Origin of the sequence: Colwellia sp. BRX8-4, assembly GCF_014077345.1 — a bacterium.
Lineage (GTDB): Bacteria > Pseudomonadota > Gammaproteobacteria > Enterobacterales > Alteromonadaceae > Colwellia_A.
This window is the reverse complement of the sequence record NZ_JACGVS010000011.1, coordinates 72,888-87,741: the sequence shown is the minus strand read 5'-3', so window position 1 is coordinate 87,741 and position 14,854 is coordinate 72,888. Positions and strand designations below refer to the sequence as shown.

General features: G+C 37.6%; 15 protein-coding genes. 5 read left to right on the top strand and 10 right to left on the bottom strand.

Annotation, left to right across the window (positions count from 1 at the left end; translation table 11 throughout):
* Window positions 1-2 precede the first annotated feature (2 nt).
* Window positions 3-611: an energy transducer TonB gene (locus H4J56_RS11055; protein WP_182215360.1), complete on the bottom strand. Its 609-nt coding sequence runs from the start codon at window positions 609-611 to the stop codon at window positions 3-5.
* Window positions 612-897: 286 nt separating this feature from the next.
* Here H4J56_RS11055 and H4J56_RS11050 point away from each other — a divergent pair, with 286 nt between their 5' ends.
* Together H4J56_RS11050 and H4J56_RS19910 are read left to right on the top strand one after the other, a co-directional pair.
* Window positions 898-2,340 carry a response regulator gene (locus H4J56_RS11050; protein WP_182221442.1) on the top strand — a complete coding sequence of 481 codons (1,443 nt, stop codon included), beginning with the start codon at window positions 898-900 and terminating at the stop codon, window positions 2,338-2,340.
* 259 nt (window positions 2,341-2,599) lie between these two features.
* Window positions 2,600-3,130 carry a type II secretion system protein gene (locus H4J56_RS19910; protein ID WP_182221441.1) on the top strand — a complete coding sequence of 177 codons (531 nt, stop codon included), beginning with the start codon at window positions 2,600-2,602 and terminating at the stop codon, window positions 3,128-3,130.
* Window positions 3,131-3,172: 42 nt separating this feature from the next.
* On the opposite strand, the gene H4J56_RS11040 is transcribed toward H4J56_RS19910, so the two are convergent.
* The 3 genes from H4J56_RS11040 to H4J56_RS11030 form a co-directional block, all read right to left on the bottom strand.
* Window positions 3,173-3,556, bottom strand: a complete 384-nt coding sequence (locus H4J56_RS11040) for a PAS domain-containing protein (protein WP_182221440.1) — start codon at window positions 3,554-3,556, stop codon at window positions 3,173-3,175.
* A 31-nt stretch (window positions 3,557-3,587) separates the two neighbouring features.
* A complete protein-coding gene (locus tag H4J56_RS11035) occupies window positions 3,588-4,586 on the bottom strand; it encodes a WD40 repeat domain-containing protein (RefSeq protein ID WP_182221439.1) in 999 nt (332 codons plus the stop codon).
* A gap of 174 nt (window positions 4,587-4,760) precedes the next feature.
* The gene (locus H4J56_RS11030) at window positions 4,761-5,234 is read right to left on the bottom strand and encodes an NYN domain-containing protein (RefSeq protein WP_182221539.1); all 474 of its coding nucleotides are present in this window, start codon (window positions 5,232-5,234) and stop codon (window positions 4,761-4,763) included.
* Between the two features lie 138 nt (window positions 5,235-5,372).
* Here H4J56_RS11030 and plsB point away from each other — a divergent pair, with 138 nt between their 5' ends.
* Window positions 5,373-7,814 carry a glycerol-3-phosphate 1-O-acyltransferase PlsB gene (plsB, locus tag H4J56_RS11025; protein WP_182245004.1) on the top strand — a complete coding sequence of 814 codons (2,442 nt, stop codon included), beginning with the start codon at window positions 5,373-5,375 and terminating at the stop codon, window positions 7,812-7,814.
* A 103-nt stretch (window positions 7,815-7,917) separates the two neighbouring features.
* Here the strand turns inward: plsB and ubiA are convergent, their stop codons facing one another.
* On the bottom strand, window positions 7,918-8,781 hold the full coding sequence (ubiA, locus tag H4J56_RS11020) for a 4-hydroxybenzoate octaprenyltransferase (RefSeq protein WP_182215350.1): 864 nt from the start codon (window positions 8,779-8,781) through the stop codon (window positions 7,918-7,920).
* Between the two features lie 37 nt (window positions 8,782-8,818).
* Entirely contained in the window at window positions 8,819-9,427 is a 609-nt protein-coding gene (locus H4J56_RS11015; RefSeq protein WP_182259315.1) for a chorismate lyase, read from the bottom strand.
* 308 nt (window positions 9,428-9,735) lie between these two features.
* Between H4J56_RS11015 and H4J56_RS11010 the strand changes: the two genes are divergently transcribed.
* The gene (locus H4J56_RS11010) at window positions 9,736-10,128 is read left to right on the top strand and encodes a flagellar basal body-associated protein FliL (RefSeq protein ID WP_182215347.1); all 393 of its coding nucleotides are present in this window, start codon (window positions 9,736-9,738) and stop codon (window positions 10,126-10,128) included.
* Window positions 10,129-10,469: 341 nt separating this feature from the next.
* Here H4J56_RS11010 and glpG read toward each other — a convergent pair whose 3' ends face one another.
* Both glpG and glpE read right to left on the bottom strand, forming a co-directional pair.
* Window positions 10,470-11,342: a rhomboid family intramembrane serine protease GlpG gene (gene glpG, locus H4J56_RS11005; RefSeq protein WP_182215345.1), complete on the bottom strand. Its 873-nt coding sequence runs from the start codon at window positions 11,340-11,342 to the stop codon at window positions 10,470-10,472.
* 13 nt (window positions 11,343-11,355) lie between these two features.
* Entirely contained in the window at window positions 11,356-11,685 is a 330-nt protein-coding gene (glpE, locus tag H4J56_RS11000) for a thiosulfate sulfurtransferase GlpE (protein ID WP_083277969.1), read from the bottom strand.
* 213 nt (window positions 11,686-11,898) lie between these two features.
* Here glpE and H4J56_RS10995 point away from each other — a divergent pair, with 213 nt between their 5' ends.
* Complete coding sequence (locus tag H4J56_RS10995) at window positions 11,899-12,510, top strand: DUF952 domain-containing protein (RefSeq protein WP_182215344.1); 612 nt, start codon at window positions 11,899-11,901, stop codon at window positions 12,508-12,510.
* Between the two features lie 121 nt (window positions 12,511-12,631).
* On the opposite strand, the gene H4J56_RS10990 is transcribed toward H4J56_RS10995, so the two are convergent.
* Together H4J56_RS10990 and H4J56_RS10985 are read right to left on the bottom strand one after the other, a co-directional pair.
* Window positions 12,632-13,819 (bottom strand): amino acid aminotransferase, encoded by a 1,188-nt coding sequence (locus H4J56_RS10990; protein WP_182172491.1) that lies wholly within the window; start codon window positions 13,817-13,819, stop codon window positions 12,632-12,634.
* Window positions 13,820-14,075: 256 nt separating this feature from the next.
* Complete coding sequence (locus tag H4J56_RS10985) at window positions 14,076-14,786, bottom strand: DUF445 family protein (RefSeq protein ID WP_182215342.1); 711 nt, start codon at window positions 14,784-14,786, stop codon at window positions 14,076-14,078.
* Window positions 14,787-14,854 lie beyond the last annotated feature (68 nt).

Here is a 14,854-nt window from a genome sequence, read left to right as displayed (position 1 = left end):
TCCTAACTTTGTTGGTCCATAGAAAAATCTAATTGTACGGTACGACCTTTTTGATAGACCGCTGCTCCATCAACCGATTTTGCCTGATATTTCCATTTTCTTAAAGCATGTCTAGCCGCTTTATCAAAAATACGTTTTGGCTGAGCGTCAATCACTGAGATATTAACAACTTTACCGACTTCATTAATATCAAAAGCTAATTGCACCCAGCCTTCAGTTCCTTTTCTCATGGCTTCTATTGGGTATTTAGGATTAACACGCACGATGGGGCGAGCCTCATTATTATTCATACCTTGGTATTGCTTAAAGCCAGTACTACCTCCCGTCATTGAGATTGGAGCTGATTGGTAGGATAAATTGTGCGTGTCACTTGCAACATCAATCGTCACAACATTTCTTGGCATAGGCTCTGGTGGTGCTGGTGGTTCAAGCTTTACCTTATCGATTTCAATAACTTTTGAATCTTCAGGTAATTGTGCCACTTCAACAATAACATCGGTTAATGGCTTGGTAATATTTACACTGTCGCTACTGATTAAATACGCCATAAAAGCAAATAAACTAAAAGTAATAATAACTGCCAAGCTGATATAAGATAATAATTTAGCCATAGTAATTCCTTTATTTAACAAACAAAAAACAGATATAAGCGCTAAATTGCGACTTATACAGGTAAAACGTTTGGAAAAAGTAAAAGGGGTTAAATTATTTTTAACTAAAGGGATATTTATAAATAACCTGGTGATTACTCATCATTAACTATATTGTAAAATGAGGTTGGTTGGTTCCATAAAAATTACATTAGCTACTGTTCAAAATAGAAATAAAGAGTATAGTTAATGAGCGCTTATTGTTCTTTTATCTACCAAAGCGCTTTATTTAAGACAAGGAGCAGTTATGATGAATTCAAATATTTTCCTAGTAAACCTACCCGATCAGGTCTCTAAAAGTTTGCTTCCCGTATTACAGGGCGAAAATTTAGGACATGTTGAATCATTCATAGCTGATGACCTAACCCAACCTCTAAAAGTTGCTATAACACACACTGATTATCTCATTCTTTATATTGAAAAAATTGATGAAGAAAGTATTAGCAGACTTAAATTAAAACAAAATGTACCCACTTTATTGATAACCCGTTTTCTTAATTTTGAAATGGAAAGAACCGCTAAAGAACATTACATTGATATGGTGGTCAATGAAAATGATAGCGAATTAAGCTCTCTTATTTACGGTTTTATTAGACAACACGATATTTATCGTTTTCAACACGCACTGGTTGTGGATGACTCAAGAGTTGATAGCCGTATTGTTGCCAATATTTTGAGTAGTGAGTTTATTCATAACGACACTGAGCTTAATAGCGAGCAAGTAATAGAGCGTTTAAGATTAACACCCACAATTAATATTCTGATTCTTGATTATGAAATGCCCTCTAAAAATGGCTGTGAATTAATGCAAGAAATAAAGGAAACTTTTGTAGATCGATCTTTTATTTTTATTGGCTTAACCGGTAATAGAAATGGTGCGATTAAATTTTTAGCCAATGGTGCTGATAATGTTTTTATTAAGCCAATCGATAATGAACTCTTTATCTTAACGCTTAGAAGACTGATCTTTAATGCGCATAAAATGAATAAAGATCAATGTACTCTCAACGACTATAAAAAAATCATTAATAATATGACTAAAGAAATTTCTGACCCTATTTACGTGTTAACAACGGTGAACGATTGTTTATTAGAGGGAAAAGTCAGTAAGGCACAATACCAAAATTTTAAAGAACTTAGCCAGTTATCCAAAGAAAAATTAACCCGTACTTTTGACAGTTTTTTAAATTATTTTGCCATTTCTAACTATATGCAAAGCTCTGCTTTAAAGTCATCTTCGTTGCAATCAATGATAGCAACACAACTATACCTTGAATCAAGCAGAGATAAATTGCGTAATATTATTGTCAAAAAATCATTTGATGACGACATTAAAAACTTATGTGTTCCTGAAAAAATTGGTCAAGTTATCAATCAATTGACTCATGATGCCGTGATGCGGTCACAAAACGGTGGTGAACTTAAAATTCGACTTTATACAAAAAATGAGGATATTGTTTTTGAAGTAGAAGACGCCTCACCTTTAGATAAAGCCAATCCGCTGTCATCTGTAGGAATAGAAAAGTCCCCTGAAGGTCTAATACAAACACCTATTTTAAATCAATTACTTTGCCAAAAAATTATCAATGAATACGATGGTTCTATAGGGGTTCATCATGAAAATAGTGGCGACGTACATTTTTTTAAAATTCCCAAAAAGACATTTTATTTAGGTGAAATATATCATTAGCTTATGGCTTTATTCGTTAATCTTCTTGCTAGTAAAGTAATAAATTGATTATTTTACTATTTATTATCAACGAACAACGACAACCCACTCTGATTTTACTATAACGGTATCACCATATTTTGATGACAACATTTATAACAAATAGCTAAAATAGTTTATTTTATGTTGCTATATTGTTAAAGTGCAAACTCTTTAATACCACTTAACGTTTATACAAGTAACGTTAAACAACAAAATATAATTTATGTGTGTGCAGTCGATGAGTCGTAGTCGTAATCGTAATAAAGGTTTTACTTTAATTGAACTGGTCGTTGTCATCGTGATATTGGGCATATTATCTGCCACCGCATTACCTAAATTTATCAGCATATCAAAAGACGCAAAAATAGCCGTTTTAACCCAGTTTAGTGTCAGCGTAAAAGCCGCTAATAATTTAATCTTTTTAAAATCGAAGATGCCAAGCTATTCTACATTTCCAGTTCCTAGCCGCGCGGATTTAATTGATATAGATATAGACCGTAATGGCGTTATTGATCTTAATGGCGTTGATTTAAGGCTGTTGCACTCTTACATTGATAATCATGAAATTTACAAGCAGATTGATGTTTCTGAGGAGTTTAAGCTCTCGGGGGGCAAGGTTTTCGAAGAGCAAGGCGCAAACTTCGTCTTTATTGGTTACGATGTCAATGGCAACAATAAAGTCAGTGACGATAATTGCTATTTTAGATATACCCAAGCGCAATCTGCAGCAATAGGTCCGGCGTACGATATTATTGCTGACGGTTGCTAATTTAGGCAATCAGTAGACTCAATAATTCACTTATGCATTTGATTAATTAATTTCTTCAAATGCGACCACATAATAACCGTCCATTAGCGCGCTTTTCAATTCGGTATAAACTTTAAATCGCTTAACGCCATGGGCCTTGGTCTGAATATTCACTGTCACCGTAACAAAGCTATCTTTTTCAGCATCTATTGATTCCATACTCAGTTCCCATAAGCTTTCAACGACCTTCTGATAATGGGGATCTGGATAGGCTTTTTGCCACCAGTGATTTTTATCCGGTATATCGGTTAAATCCCAACCAATGATGTTAGTAAAGCTTTGGTTCAAATAAACAATAGTATGATTTAGCGCTTCTTTATTAAGCTCAACAACCATAATAGGCAGTGGTAACAGATCAAAAGATGTTGTTGGAATTGGCTTAAACAAAGTAGTACCTCTAACCTAAAAGGTTATAAAATTAATAAACAGGAAAATGCCACAGCTCTAAAACGCCATCACTATTACTGGCATTAATAAACTTGATCGTTTTGGCATCTTTGATGGTTTCGCTATCCCCATCATTCATTGCGACACTTAATACCGATGCTCGGCCATTTTCCATGACTGATTGCCACTGGGCAAGTAATGCGCCATCAGCCACTCGCCATAACTGTAATACTTGCCTGGGTGAGCCAGTTAAAAATAGTTGTTTGTCGGCAGAAAAAACAGAGTCATTCACTTCCATAAATTTTAAATAAGTATCTAATTCAGCAATGAGCTGGCCTGTTTGTAGGTTCCAAAACTTGCGATCTTTAACCGCGTCAATGCTAAAGCCAACCAAACCGTCGCTACTGATATCAACATGATTAACTCGACTGGCATGACTAAATTCAAACAGGGTTTTACCCGTTGAAGTATTCCATAACTGGGCCACTTTATCGCTTGAGCCGGTAAAAGCAATTTGACCGTTTTCAGACAGACTCACCGCGTTTATATCTAAACGATGTTTTTGAAAAGTAGTGACCTTATTCGCTTTGGTATCAATAATACTGGCTTTACCGCTACGAAATCCTAATAACAGTAACTGACCATTTTTAGATACTGACATATCATTAATTATATTATCTGCGACTTGCCACTCACCGACTATTTCAAGATTATCAAGAGTATATTGCTTTACAGACACACGATTAGAAAGATATAAGAACTGATTGTTATTACTGATATAAGCGATTTCAATATGTTGTGCATGATCCGCGGGAAGGCATTTAGGTAATATTGATTGCTGACTGTTTTGCCAAAGACAGACTCCATTACCATTAATAATCGCCGTTAACTTACCATCATCTGAAAGTGCTGTGGTTGCTATCGCTGATTTACTGTAACTGCTTTTGCTAACCGCTGCAGAATTATAGACGTCTTGTTGACTACAGGCTGATGCAAGTAAAGAAAGCATCAGTAATATCAGAATTTTCATTGCCTAATCATTTTATTTCATCTGTATGATACTGCTACTATCGCACATATTTAATAAAAAGCGGATGATTTTTGTTCACTGGCGATCAAGGGTATATGGCAACATTAGCAATCATTAAGATATGGCCATTAATCATTGACGACCACAGGCTGACTGTTATTTCGACAAGCAAAGTTACATTAGTAACCAGTCATCAATCGGAAAATAATCATCCGCCGCGTTAATTAATGAGTTAGCGGTTAAAGCTGATACACCATAAACATGTGTAGTTACTCCATAACGCTCTTTAACTTTGCGAAGTAGTAAATCAAAGTCGCCATCGCCAGATAGTAATATAACGGTATCAACATCGCCGGCACTTTCCATGACATCAATGGTAATACCGACGTCCCAGTCACCTTTGGCAGAGCCATCTCGACGTTGAATAAACGGCTTAAGCTTTACCTCAAATCCAATATGTTTTAACGCTTTTTGAAATTTATGTTGAGCATCGTCACTGCGTTGAATGGCATAGGCATTGGCGATAACAATATCGCCCTGCTCACTAATTTGTTGCCAAAACTTTCGGTAGTTAAACTGCCTTTGAAAGCTATCACGGGTGGTATAGTAAATATTTTGTACATCTACAAATATAGCTATTTTGTTCAGTTGGCTTGTCATTTATTACTCGATGATAAAGGAAGGGTGTTGGTGATGGCCACCATTACCAAAAACCATAGGCAACATGCTACAATAAAGCTACTATTAAAAACATGTCTAAAAGTATAATAATTCAGAGAAAATTCGATGTCAGCCATACGTTCATTATTCTATTTCTTATTACGTTTCCCGATAAAATTGCTTGTTCGCAGTAAAATTGTTCCTGACAACTATTTAGAGTCAGAAGAAGTAAAACTTGAACAGCCACAGTTTTATGTTATTCGTCATCAATCTGCCAGTGATCTACTTGCCCTACGAAAGGCCTGTAAAAATTTAAAATTACCCGATCCACTAAGCCTGGTAACTGTTAATGGGCAAAGTTTTTCACGTTTATTGTGCTTAGAAAAACCTACACCGCTTTTTCGTTGGCGAAAAGCAGGTCATACCGAAGCGATTACCCAAGGCTTCGAATTATTAAAGCAGCACAGCATCGACGAAAAATTAGATGCTCAGCTCATACCTGCTCATGTTATTTGGGGCAGAACACCAACCAAAGAACATAATAATGCCAATATAGGTACTGTTTTAGCGGATCAAGAATCACCTTCGTGGTTACGTAAGTTTTTCATTGTATTATTTTTAGGGCGTAATTCTATTGTCCGATTTAGTGAAGCGATTTCTTTTCGTCTTATGGCAGACAGGCATGGTACTACGCAAGCAAGTGCACAAAAATTAATGCGTATTGCTCGTTTTCACTTTTACCGCCAAACGATTGCAGTAACGGGCCCAAGGTTAATGCACCGTCAACAAATGTTTGCGACACTGCTTGCTAATCCATCGATAAAACGCTTAATCAGCGACGAAGCCAAAAGCAAAGCGATTAGTGAAGAGCAAGTGAAAAAACAAGCCCTCGCCATCATGGATGAAATTGCCGGTGATTACCGTGACTCTATGGTTCGCTTAGGCGCACGTATTTTAACTTGGCTGTGGAGTCGCTTATACAGCGGTATAAACATCAATAATGCAAAAGTGCTGCGAGATCTCGCTCAAGAAGGCCATGAAATTATTTATGTGCCTTGTCACCGAAGCCACATGGACTATTTACTACTTACCTATGTCATTTTCCAAGAAGGCTTAGTGACTCCTAGAATAGCCGCTGGTATTAATTTAAATTTTTGGCCAGCAGGCCCTATCTTCCGCAAAGCCGGTGCGTTTTTTATTCGTCGTAGCTTTAAAGGCAATCGCTTATATTCCACCATTTTTCGCGAGTATTTAGGCTTATTATTTGAACGTGGCTACTCAGTAAAATATTATTCTGAAGGCGGGCGCAGTAGAACTGGCCGTTTACTACCCCCTAAAACGGGTATGCTTGCCATGACGATACAAAGCTTGCTTCGTGGCATTGATCGTCCATTAACCTTAGTGCCAGTTTATTTAGGTTACGAGCATGTTATGGAAGTCGGCACCTATCATAAAGAATTAAGTGGTAGCCAGAAGAAAAATGAATCTATCTTTGGTGTTATTAAAGCGATTAAAAATTTACGAAATTATGGAAAAGGTTACGTTAATTTTGGTGAACCTATCAATATTAACCAGTTCTTAAATAAACAGGTCCCTAGCTGGAAAGACGATATCGACCCTATTGATCCACAAAAGCCAACATGGTTGACACCAAGTGTTAATATTCTGGCTGATCAAGTAATGACGCATATCAATAAAAGCGCCGCCATTAATGGTACGGCTTTAGTCGCACTTATTCTGCATGCTTGTAATAATAAAGCACTCGCTAAAACAGAATTAATAAGCCAGCTTGATTTATTTTTAAACTTACAGCGCAATGCGCCTTATAGTCAGCAGTTGACCATCCCCTGTGAAGATGGCCAGCAACTGCTTGAAGAGGTTATCTCTCTTAATAAAGTCACCGTAAATCAAGACAGTTACGGCGACATTATTTCATTATCTGAAACAGCCATTTTAGAAATGCGTTATTACCGTAATAATATTTTACATAGCTATATATTACCTGCGCTCATTTGCCGGATATTGGAACGCCATAGCAAAATAGATATCGACACTTTATTAGAACAGGTGCAACGGATCATCAGTTTAGTGAAAATTGATTTATTTTTATGGCAAAGCGAAAGTGATGTTGTGGAACAAACAGAGCAAATAATAAAATTTTTAATGGCCGAAGGTCTTATTCGAAAAAGTAAAAGTGGCTTTTTAAGCGTGGTAAATGACGTTGAACAGACCAGTAATATTCGCTTAATCGGCGAATGTATTAATGAAACCGTACAACGTTTTACCATTATCTGTTCATTAACACATCGTTTATCACCCATTAGTAAAAATGACCTTGAAGACAAAGTTGTTGCTATTGCTAAGCGCTTATCGGTATTAAATGATATTAATGCTCCTGAGTTTATTGATAAAAAAGCCCAGGGAATTTTAATTAAAGCCATGATTGAGCAAGGCTATATTAATAAAGATGAAAACGACCAGCTCGTTGACAGCAGTACTTTAGGTTTGTTGAAGTCGTCGGTCACTCAACTGATAGATATTGAAGTTTTACAGAGTATTATTCGTTAACTCTTGCACGAATAAAACGGGCTACATCGTCATCCTGAACGATTATCAGGATGACGCACCACAAGCATAATGTTGGATCTCATGATTATCGGACCCGTAGTAACTAGAGGTACTCTATTGATATGCCAATAAAAATCACTAAACCTACAAAATGATTATTCAAAAAAGCTTGAAAGCATTTATCACGCTCTCTATCGACAATTAAAATTTGTTGATAACAAAAAAATCCGGCCGCAATAACAAGACTCAGTTGATAAGGCCAACCAAATGCGAGCATTTCACCCACGCTCATTAACAAAGCTAGTGTAGCCAGTTGAAGAAATAGAATAATACGTTTGTCATGGCGACCAAATAGAATGGCCGTTGATTTTATGCCAATTTTTAAATCGTCGTCGCGGTCAACCATCGCATACATAGTATCGTAAGCTACCGTCCATAATAAGTTAGCGCTAAAAAGTAGCCAAGCAACTGTGGGGATTTCACCCATACCTTCGGCAAACGCCATAATCATCCCCCAGCTAAACGCTGCACCTAATACCACTTGGGGTAACTGGGTATAACGTTTCATAAAAGGGTAACTTGCTGCCAGTAACACCGCAACCACTGACAATTGAATGGTGAACCAACTTAAGGTTAAAACTAAGCCGAGCGCGATGCCAATCAACAAACCAAATAACGATAACGCATCGTTTGGCGTTAATATGCCAGTAACTAATGGCCTATGCTGGGTACGTTTTACTTGTCCGTCTACTTTACGATCTGCCCAGTCATTAATAACACAACCTGCGCTGCGCATAACAAAAACACCTAAGGTAAATACAGCTAGCCAATGTAAGGGTGGAAAACCATCGCCGGCTATCCATAATGCCCAATATGTTGGCCATAATAGTAAGTAGGTACCGATCGGCTTGTCGGCGCGAGTAATTTTTACAATGCCTTGCCACTTATCTGCAAAAGAATTTGTCATGTATTTTCCTGAAGATTTTTTATTTCTTTTTTATTTATCATAATTGATCAGTTTGATTAGTTTGATTAGTTTGATTAGTTTGATTAGTTTGATAAGCGAAGGCATTCGGTAAAAATATTTCAGCAACTAATAAAGGTTTATCATGCAGCATAAACGTTGAACGGCGTCCCCAGAGCTCGGTTTTAACTGGTAATTTAAGATGTTGTGCTAATGCTGATACGGTAGATATTGGAGAAAAAGACGAGATTTCAATGCATTTACGGGTTAACTCTTTTTTGCTAAACAGCACCTGTCCTAACGATTGGTTACCTAAGTGTGCTAACTGCTGCTCTTCACCGGTTAAGCTTTTTAAAGGCAGTAAGCTGCGGGCAAAGACTTGTGGCACATTGTCGCAATATAATATCACCTCACGCACTAACACTTGTTCACCTACATTAATGTCTGCCGTTGCTTCTTCTCTTGTGCAAGGCTGAATTTTTTGCCCTAATACTTCAACACGAAAATGTTGGCAACATTGACTTAATCGAGCAGTCAACGAGCTTGGGTCGAGTAACCAACTTAATAGCGTTTCATTAAGCGATACTCCTAAAGGAGACTGCCATGCTGTATCGATAGTAATGGGAAATAATGGATGCGACTGGGTCATAACAACTAATTAATAACTATTTTATTAGACAATAACCTGCATATCATATCAGTATTGTTTAATTTATGCCGCTGGTAATTTGGTACACCTTGCCGACCAAATTCAAGTGGTGATTTCAAAGGTAGACGAGCTCGCATCAATAGGCCACACGAAATAAGTTAGCCTATCAAACGGGTTATCCTTGAGGGGGTTTTAGCGCTTAGCGTTATAAAAATAAATAAAGCGAACAAATTTGCTAATAAAAGCTAATGATTCATTGTAATATAGTCGATAGTCTTTTCAATTCTCCAGTTAAATAGAGCGGCAAAATGAAAAATACCTTATTAATATTAGCGACATTATTGTCGTTCTCTTTTCCTTTATCTTCAGTAAAAGCGGCGGACTATGCTTACTTTGGTTTTGAACCCGCTATTATCACTAACTATGTAGCGGTAAAAAAGAAACTAGGCTATGTTCGTCTCACCGTTGAATTGATGATTGAAGATTCGGCAAATTATGAAACGGTTGAGCATCATGCACCGTTATTGCGCGATGCTATTATTGCTATTATTGGTCAGCAACCTGAAGCAAAAGTAAAATCGATTAATGGTCGCCACGAAATCCAGCGTTTATGTGAAGAAAAAGTGAAGAGTCTTTTGACACAAGAAACAGGTCAGCCGCTAATTAAAAAATTATTATTTACCCAGTGGCTAGACAACTAACAGTATATTAAAAGATCCCCGTAGGTCGGTAAAACTCAACCTACGGTTTTTTAATAAAGACCTAATGCCTTTTCATCAACAACACCTTGACTGCTGCTAACAAACAGCCGCTGACTAATCCTAATCCGAATGAGCGCGCAGTATTTGCTATCACATTAACCGGCAAAACATTAGCCTAGACCAGAACCTAGCCCTGTTGATACAGAACTAATGCTTTTTCATCAATAACACGTTGACTGCCGCTAACAAACAACCGCTGACTAATCCTAATCCGAATGAGCGCGCAGTATTTGCCATCATATTAACCGGCAAAACATTAGCCTAGCCCTGTTAATACAAAACTAATGCCTTTTCATCAATAACACATTGACTGCCGCTAACAAACAGCCGCTGACTAAGCCTAATAAGTGCGCAGTATTTGCCATATTAACCGGTAAAACATCGGCATAGCCCAGTAAAAGCCAAAATAGTAAAAAGCCAATAATGGGCTTAGAGATCATTAAACCTTTTTCAGGTGCTAGCCAGCCATACCACCAAACATAACCCACTAAGCCATAAACCACACCAGACAGGCCGCCAAAGTTAGGACCTGAAACCATAAACTGCCCGAGATTAGAGAGCAGTGCGGTGATCAAAAATAAATTAATTAACGCCCCCTTCCCTAAAGTACGTTCAACACTGCCACCTAATTGCCACCACCACATAGTATTAAAGACAATATGTAACCATGAAAAATGAAACAGGGCGGGCCCTAAAAGACGTAATGGAGAATCAAAAAAGGCCTCCATCGTTAACTTAGGATAGAAATGTAATAATTCAAAAGTAGGTCGAGCGAAACCCAACAAGCTCGCGATAAAAACTAACCAGCACAAAGCAAAAACAGTTAAGGTTACCACACCGGCATGAGCCAAAAACTGCTGTTTAAAGCTTGTTATTAATGACGGAGAGTTGTCTTGAACTTGTGAAACTTGTCCACTTTGCCATGCAGCTTGTTGATATTTTTCTTGGTAAGGGTCGGCAATAAATTCAGCAAAAATTTCTTTTGCTTGAGCTATTTTATGGCTTGCACAATAAATAACATAGTCGCTGTCATCCTTTTGCACTTTAGCATCGATATCTAAACTGGTTAAATAATTCGCAAACAACAAGGCAATGTTATGTTGTTTAACTTGTACTAAGGGACTTAGCTCATTTGCTGAATTATATTCCGACATTATGCTCAACTATTTAGTGTTCTATATCTTGTGGAAAACGTAATTGCCAATCAGTAAAGCCGCCATCGAGTGAATAAACATCACTGAAGTCTTGGCTAATAAGAAACTGTGCAGCTTGTTGGCTAGAAATACCGTGATAACAGCAAACAACAACGGGGGCATCTAAGTCGGCTTCACGAATGAAGTCGGCAAAGTTTTCATTACTCAAATGAATAGCACCAGGAATATGATTTGCTTGAAAAGAAGCCGCGTCACGAATATCAACAATGACATGAGTTTTATCAGTTAAACTCTCGTGTAAGGTGGCCAGTTGCATATGTTTGAAATTGGTTTGTTCAGTCATTTTTTATTTCCCTAAAAATTTACGCCGTTAATGTAGCATAATTTTACATCTAGACGTTACCATTCAAAACTCAGCAAAATACATATTGATTGGTAATAGCGATAAGACAACAAATATATTCTTTGTTGTTTACCATTTAAAGCATGTGCACTTATCGGTAACATAGACAATTAATAGCTTTATCGCTAACAACAATTTAATACAGGAAAACCCATGGGCTTTAAAATAGCAAATAATTCAATTCTCCGTTCAGATAATTACGCAGAGTTAGTACGTGGAAAAACCTATCCCTTTGAGAGAAAGGGCCATCAGCATCTTGCTGACAATGTTCCTCTATGGTTAACAGGTACTGACTGGACTGCTCGAGCAGAAATAAGCGTTGTAAGTCAGGCTATTGAAAATAACAATATTAAAGGGATATTTCGTGTTGACTACCTTTACCAGAAAGATGAGCAACAAATACTAACGAATACTTTTATTCGCATGTATGCAGGGCTAAATGATCCGTCTATCTATTTACTCTCATCAAATGCTGAATATCAACAAGCACTAAGTGCAGGTAAGCTAACGCGTGATTCGCTAACCAGCGAAGGTTTTATTCATGCGACGCCAAAAAGTCAGTTAAACCGTCTTGCCAATAAATATTATAAAGACAAAGAGCAGCCACTTATTTTGATTGTTGATAAAGAGTTAGTTATACCAGAAATAAAATGGGAACCTGCAAGCGGTGGCTTATATCCTCATATATATGGTCCATTAAACATCAATGCGGTCACTCGGGTTGAAAAAATATCACTTAATGAGGATGGAAATTTTTACCTCTAAAGATAGCCGCTTACTCACATTATCAATTGGCTAGTTAACCAAAAACAATAAAGCCAAAACACCGAGATGTTTTGGCTTTAACTCTTTCTTAAGCTCTAAAGCTGTTAACGAATCTTAGCGCCTATAGAACTTTCGCGATAGATTTTGCTAAGTAATCAACATTACTATTCGCAATACCCGCAATACTCATACGGCTTGAACCGACCATATAAATACTATATTCATCTTGTAACTGTTGCACTTGCTCAGGGGTTATACCTAAGAATGAAAACATCCCCATTTGACGGGTAATAAAGCTGAAGTCACGAGTCACACCGTTTTCGACTAACTTATCAACCAATAGTTGACGGTTACCATTAATACGGTCTCGCATTTCTTTTAATTCTACATGCCACTGGGTACGTAGTTCATCAGAACTTAAGATTGTTTCAACCAATGCGGCACCATGTGCTGGAGGCATAGAATAAATAACACGGATCACATAAAGTAATACGGACTGTGCAACATCAACTGCGGCAGATGTTTCGCCAATAATAGTACAAGCGCCAATACGTTCGCGGTATAAACCAAAGTTTTTCGAACATGAACTACAAACAATCATTTCTTTCGCGTGTTCGGCCATTAAACGCAAACCATAGGCATCTTCGTCTAAACCAACACCAAAACCTTGGTATGCCATATCGATAAGGGGTAAAAAACCAATGTCTTTAGCCACTTCAACAACTTGTTGCCACTGCTCATTGTTTAAATCCATACCACTGGGATTATGACAACACGCATGTAACAACACAGCATCATCGCTGCTGACTTCTTTTAATGCCGCTAACATGCCATCAAAATCAAGCGTTTTGTTTTCGTGGTCGTAATACGGATAGGTTTTAACGGTTAAACCAGCGGCTTCAAACAAACCGGTATGATTTGCCCATGTTGGGTTACTCACCCAAATAGTGGCACCAGCTTTACAAGACTTAATAAATTCAGCCGCAACACGTAATGCCCCAGTTCCACCGGGAGTAGAAACCGTGCGAGCTCTATTTTCAAGCAGCACTTTATGGTGACCGAAAATTAATTTACTCATCTCTTCATTGAATACAGGTGAGCCGGTAGGACCAATATAAACTTTGGTATCTTCGTGATCGTTACGATATTTTTCCGCCGCTTTCACACAGTCTAAAATCGCTGTATGACCTGCTTCATTTTTATAAACGCCCACACCCAAATCAATTTTATGTGGGTTTGAATCTTCACGATATTTAGCCAACAAGCCTAAAATAGGATCGGCTGGCAAAGCCTTTAAGCTACCAAACATGTCTCCGGTTACCTTATTCAATGACGGGATGTTCTTAATTGGGCGATTTCGCTCAACAAGAGAAATAAATCCCTGTGTTTAAAGCGCAAGCATAGCCCCAATAAGGTGAAATTTAAAGCGTTTAAACTAAAAAATTGCAGGAACTAATAGCACAAAAGGGACTAAGGAATAACAAGGATAACCTTGTTGTCTGTAATGACAAGTTTCGCAACAAATTATATCCAGCGTTTGTTGCGAAATAATCGCTGATAAAATCTTAGAAATTATTAGTAACTGCGGCGATAAAGCCAATAATACCACCAAATACACCTCCCCAAACAACCAACCAACCTAAGTGTTTGCGGATCATCGCTTGGATAATTTCCTTGACCAGTTGTGGTGTTAGTTCATTTAACCTTTGATCAATAATTTCACTGACTTTATCACGCATATCCGCCATAACACTCGGTTGCTCTAACTCATCCTTGAGGATATTGTTAAATTCTTCACTTTGTGAAATTTTACCGACGGTGATTTTCATTTTTTCAATAAACGGCTCTCGTAACGGCTGTAATGCTTCGCTGCCACCAACCATCGCTAACATGCCACCAAACGATGACTTTTCAATAACATCAACTAAGTCATCAAAAGCAGGATTCAAGTCTATTTTTTCAATGACGGGTGTTAAGTCTAAAGACACTAAACCACCTGAACCACCCGACAAAAATCGGTCAATATTTTCTTCAGTGAAAAACTGTTCCATCATCAGCTCTTTTATGGCTTTTTTAAAATCTTCAAAGCGCGCAGGAATAACACCAGAGCCATATAAAAAGGGTACTTTTTCAAAAAGCATATGTATAGCAATCCAATTAGTAAATGCCCCCGACAAGGCAAATAAGCCTATGGTAAAGAGTAAAGACTGCTCGAAAAAATAACCCGCTAAAGTAGCAAGCAAGGCGATAATATTAGTCATAAAGCTTTTATTCACTGAGTACCTCAAAATTAGTGTTGGTTTCTATCGCGCTATATTAACAATTGCATGGTTTTGCGCCAACT

Coding starts and splice junctions, on each gene's coding strand:
- ubiA (WP_182215350.1), bottom strand. CDS start 8,781: ATGACAAATTCTTTTGCAGATAAGTGGCAAGGCATTGTAAAAATTACT.
- H4J56_RS11010 (WP_182215347.1), top strand. CDS start 9,736: ATGAAAAATACCTTATTAATATTAGCGACATTATTGTCGTTCTCTTTT.
- H4J56_RS10995 (WP_182215344.1), top strand. CDS start 11,899: ATGGGCTTTAAAATAGCAAATAATTCAATTCTCCGTTCAGATAATTAC.
- plsB (WP_182245004.1), top strand. CDS start 5,373: ATGTCAGCCATACGTTCATTATTCTATTTCTTATTACGTTTCCCGATA.
- H4J56_RS11055 (WP_182215360.1), bottom strand. CDS start 611: ATGGCTAAATTATTATCTTATATCAGCTTGGCAGTTATTATTACTTTT.
- H4J56_RS10990 (WP_182172491.1), bottom strand. CDS start 13,819: ATGTTTGGTAGCTTAAAGGCTTTGCCAGCCGATCCTATTTTAGGCTTG.
- H4J56_RS11015 (WP_182259315.1), bottom strand. CDS start 9,427: ATGACCCAGTCGCATCCATTATTTCCCATTACTATCGATACAGCATGG.
- glpE (WP_083277969.1), bottom strand. CDS start 11,685: ATGACTGAACAAACCAATTTCAAACATATGCAACTGGCCACCTTACAC.
- H4J56_RS11050 (WP_182221442.1), top strand. CDS start 898: ATGATGAATTCAAATATTTTCCTAGTAAACCTACCCGATCAGGTCTCT.
- H4J56_RS11035 (WP_182221439.1), bottom strand. CDS start 4,586: ATGAAAATTCTGATATTACTGATGCTTTCTTTACTTGCATCAGCCTGT.
- glpG (WP_182215345.1), bottom strand. CDS start 11,342: ATGTCGGAATATAATTCAGCAAATGAGCTAAGTCCCTTAGTACAAGTT.
- H4J56_RS19910 (WP_182221441.1), top strand. CDS start 2,600: ATGAGTCGTAGTCGTAATCGTAATAAAGGTTTTACTTTAATTGAACTG.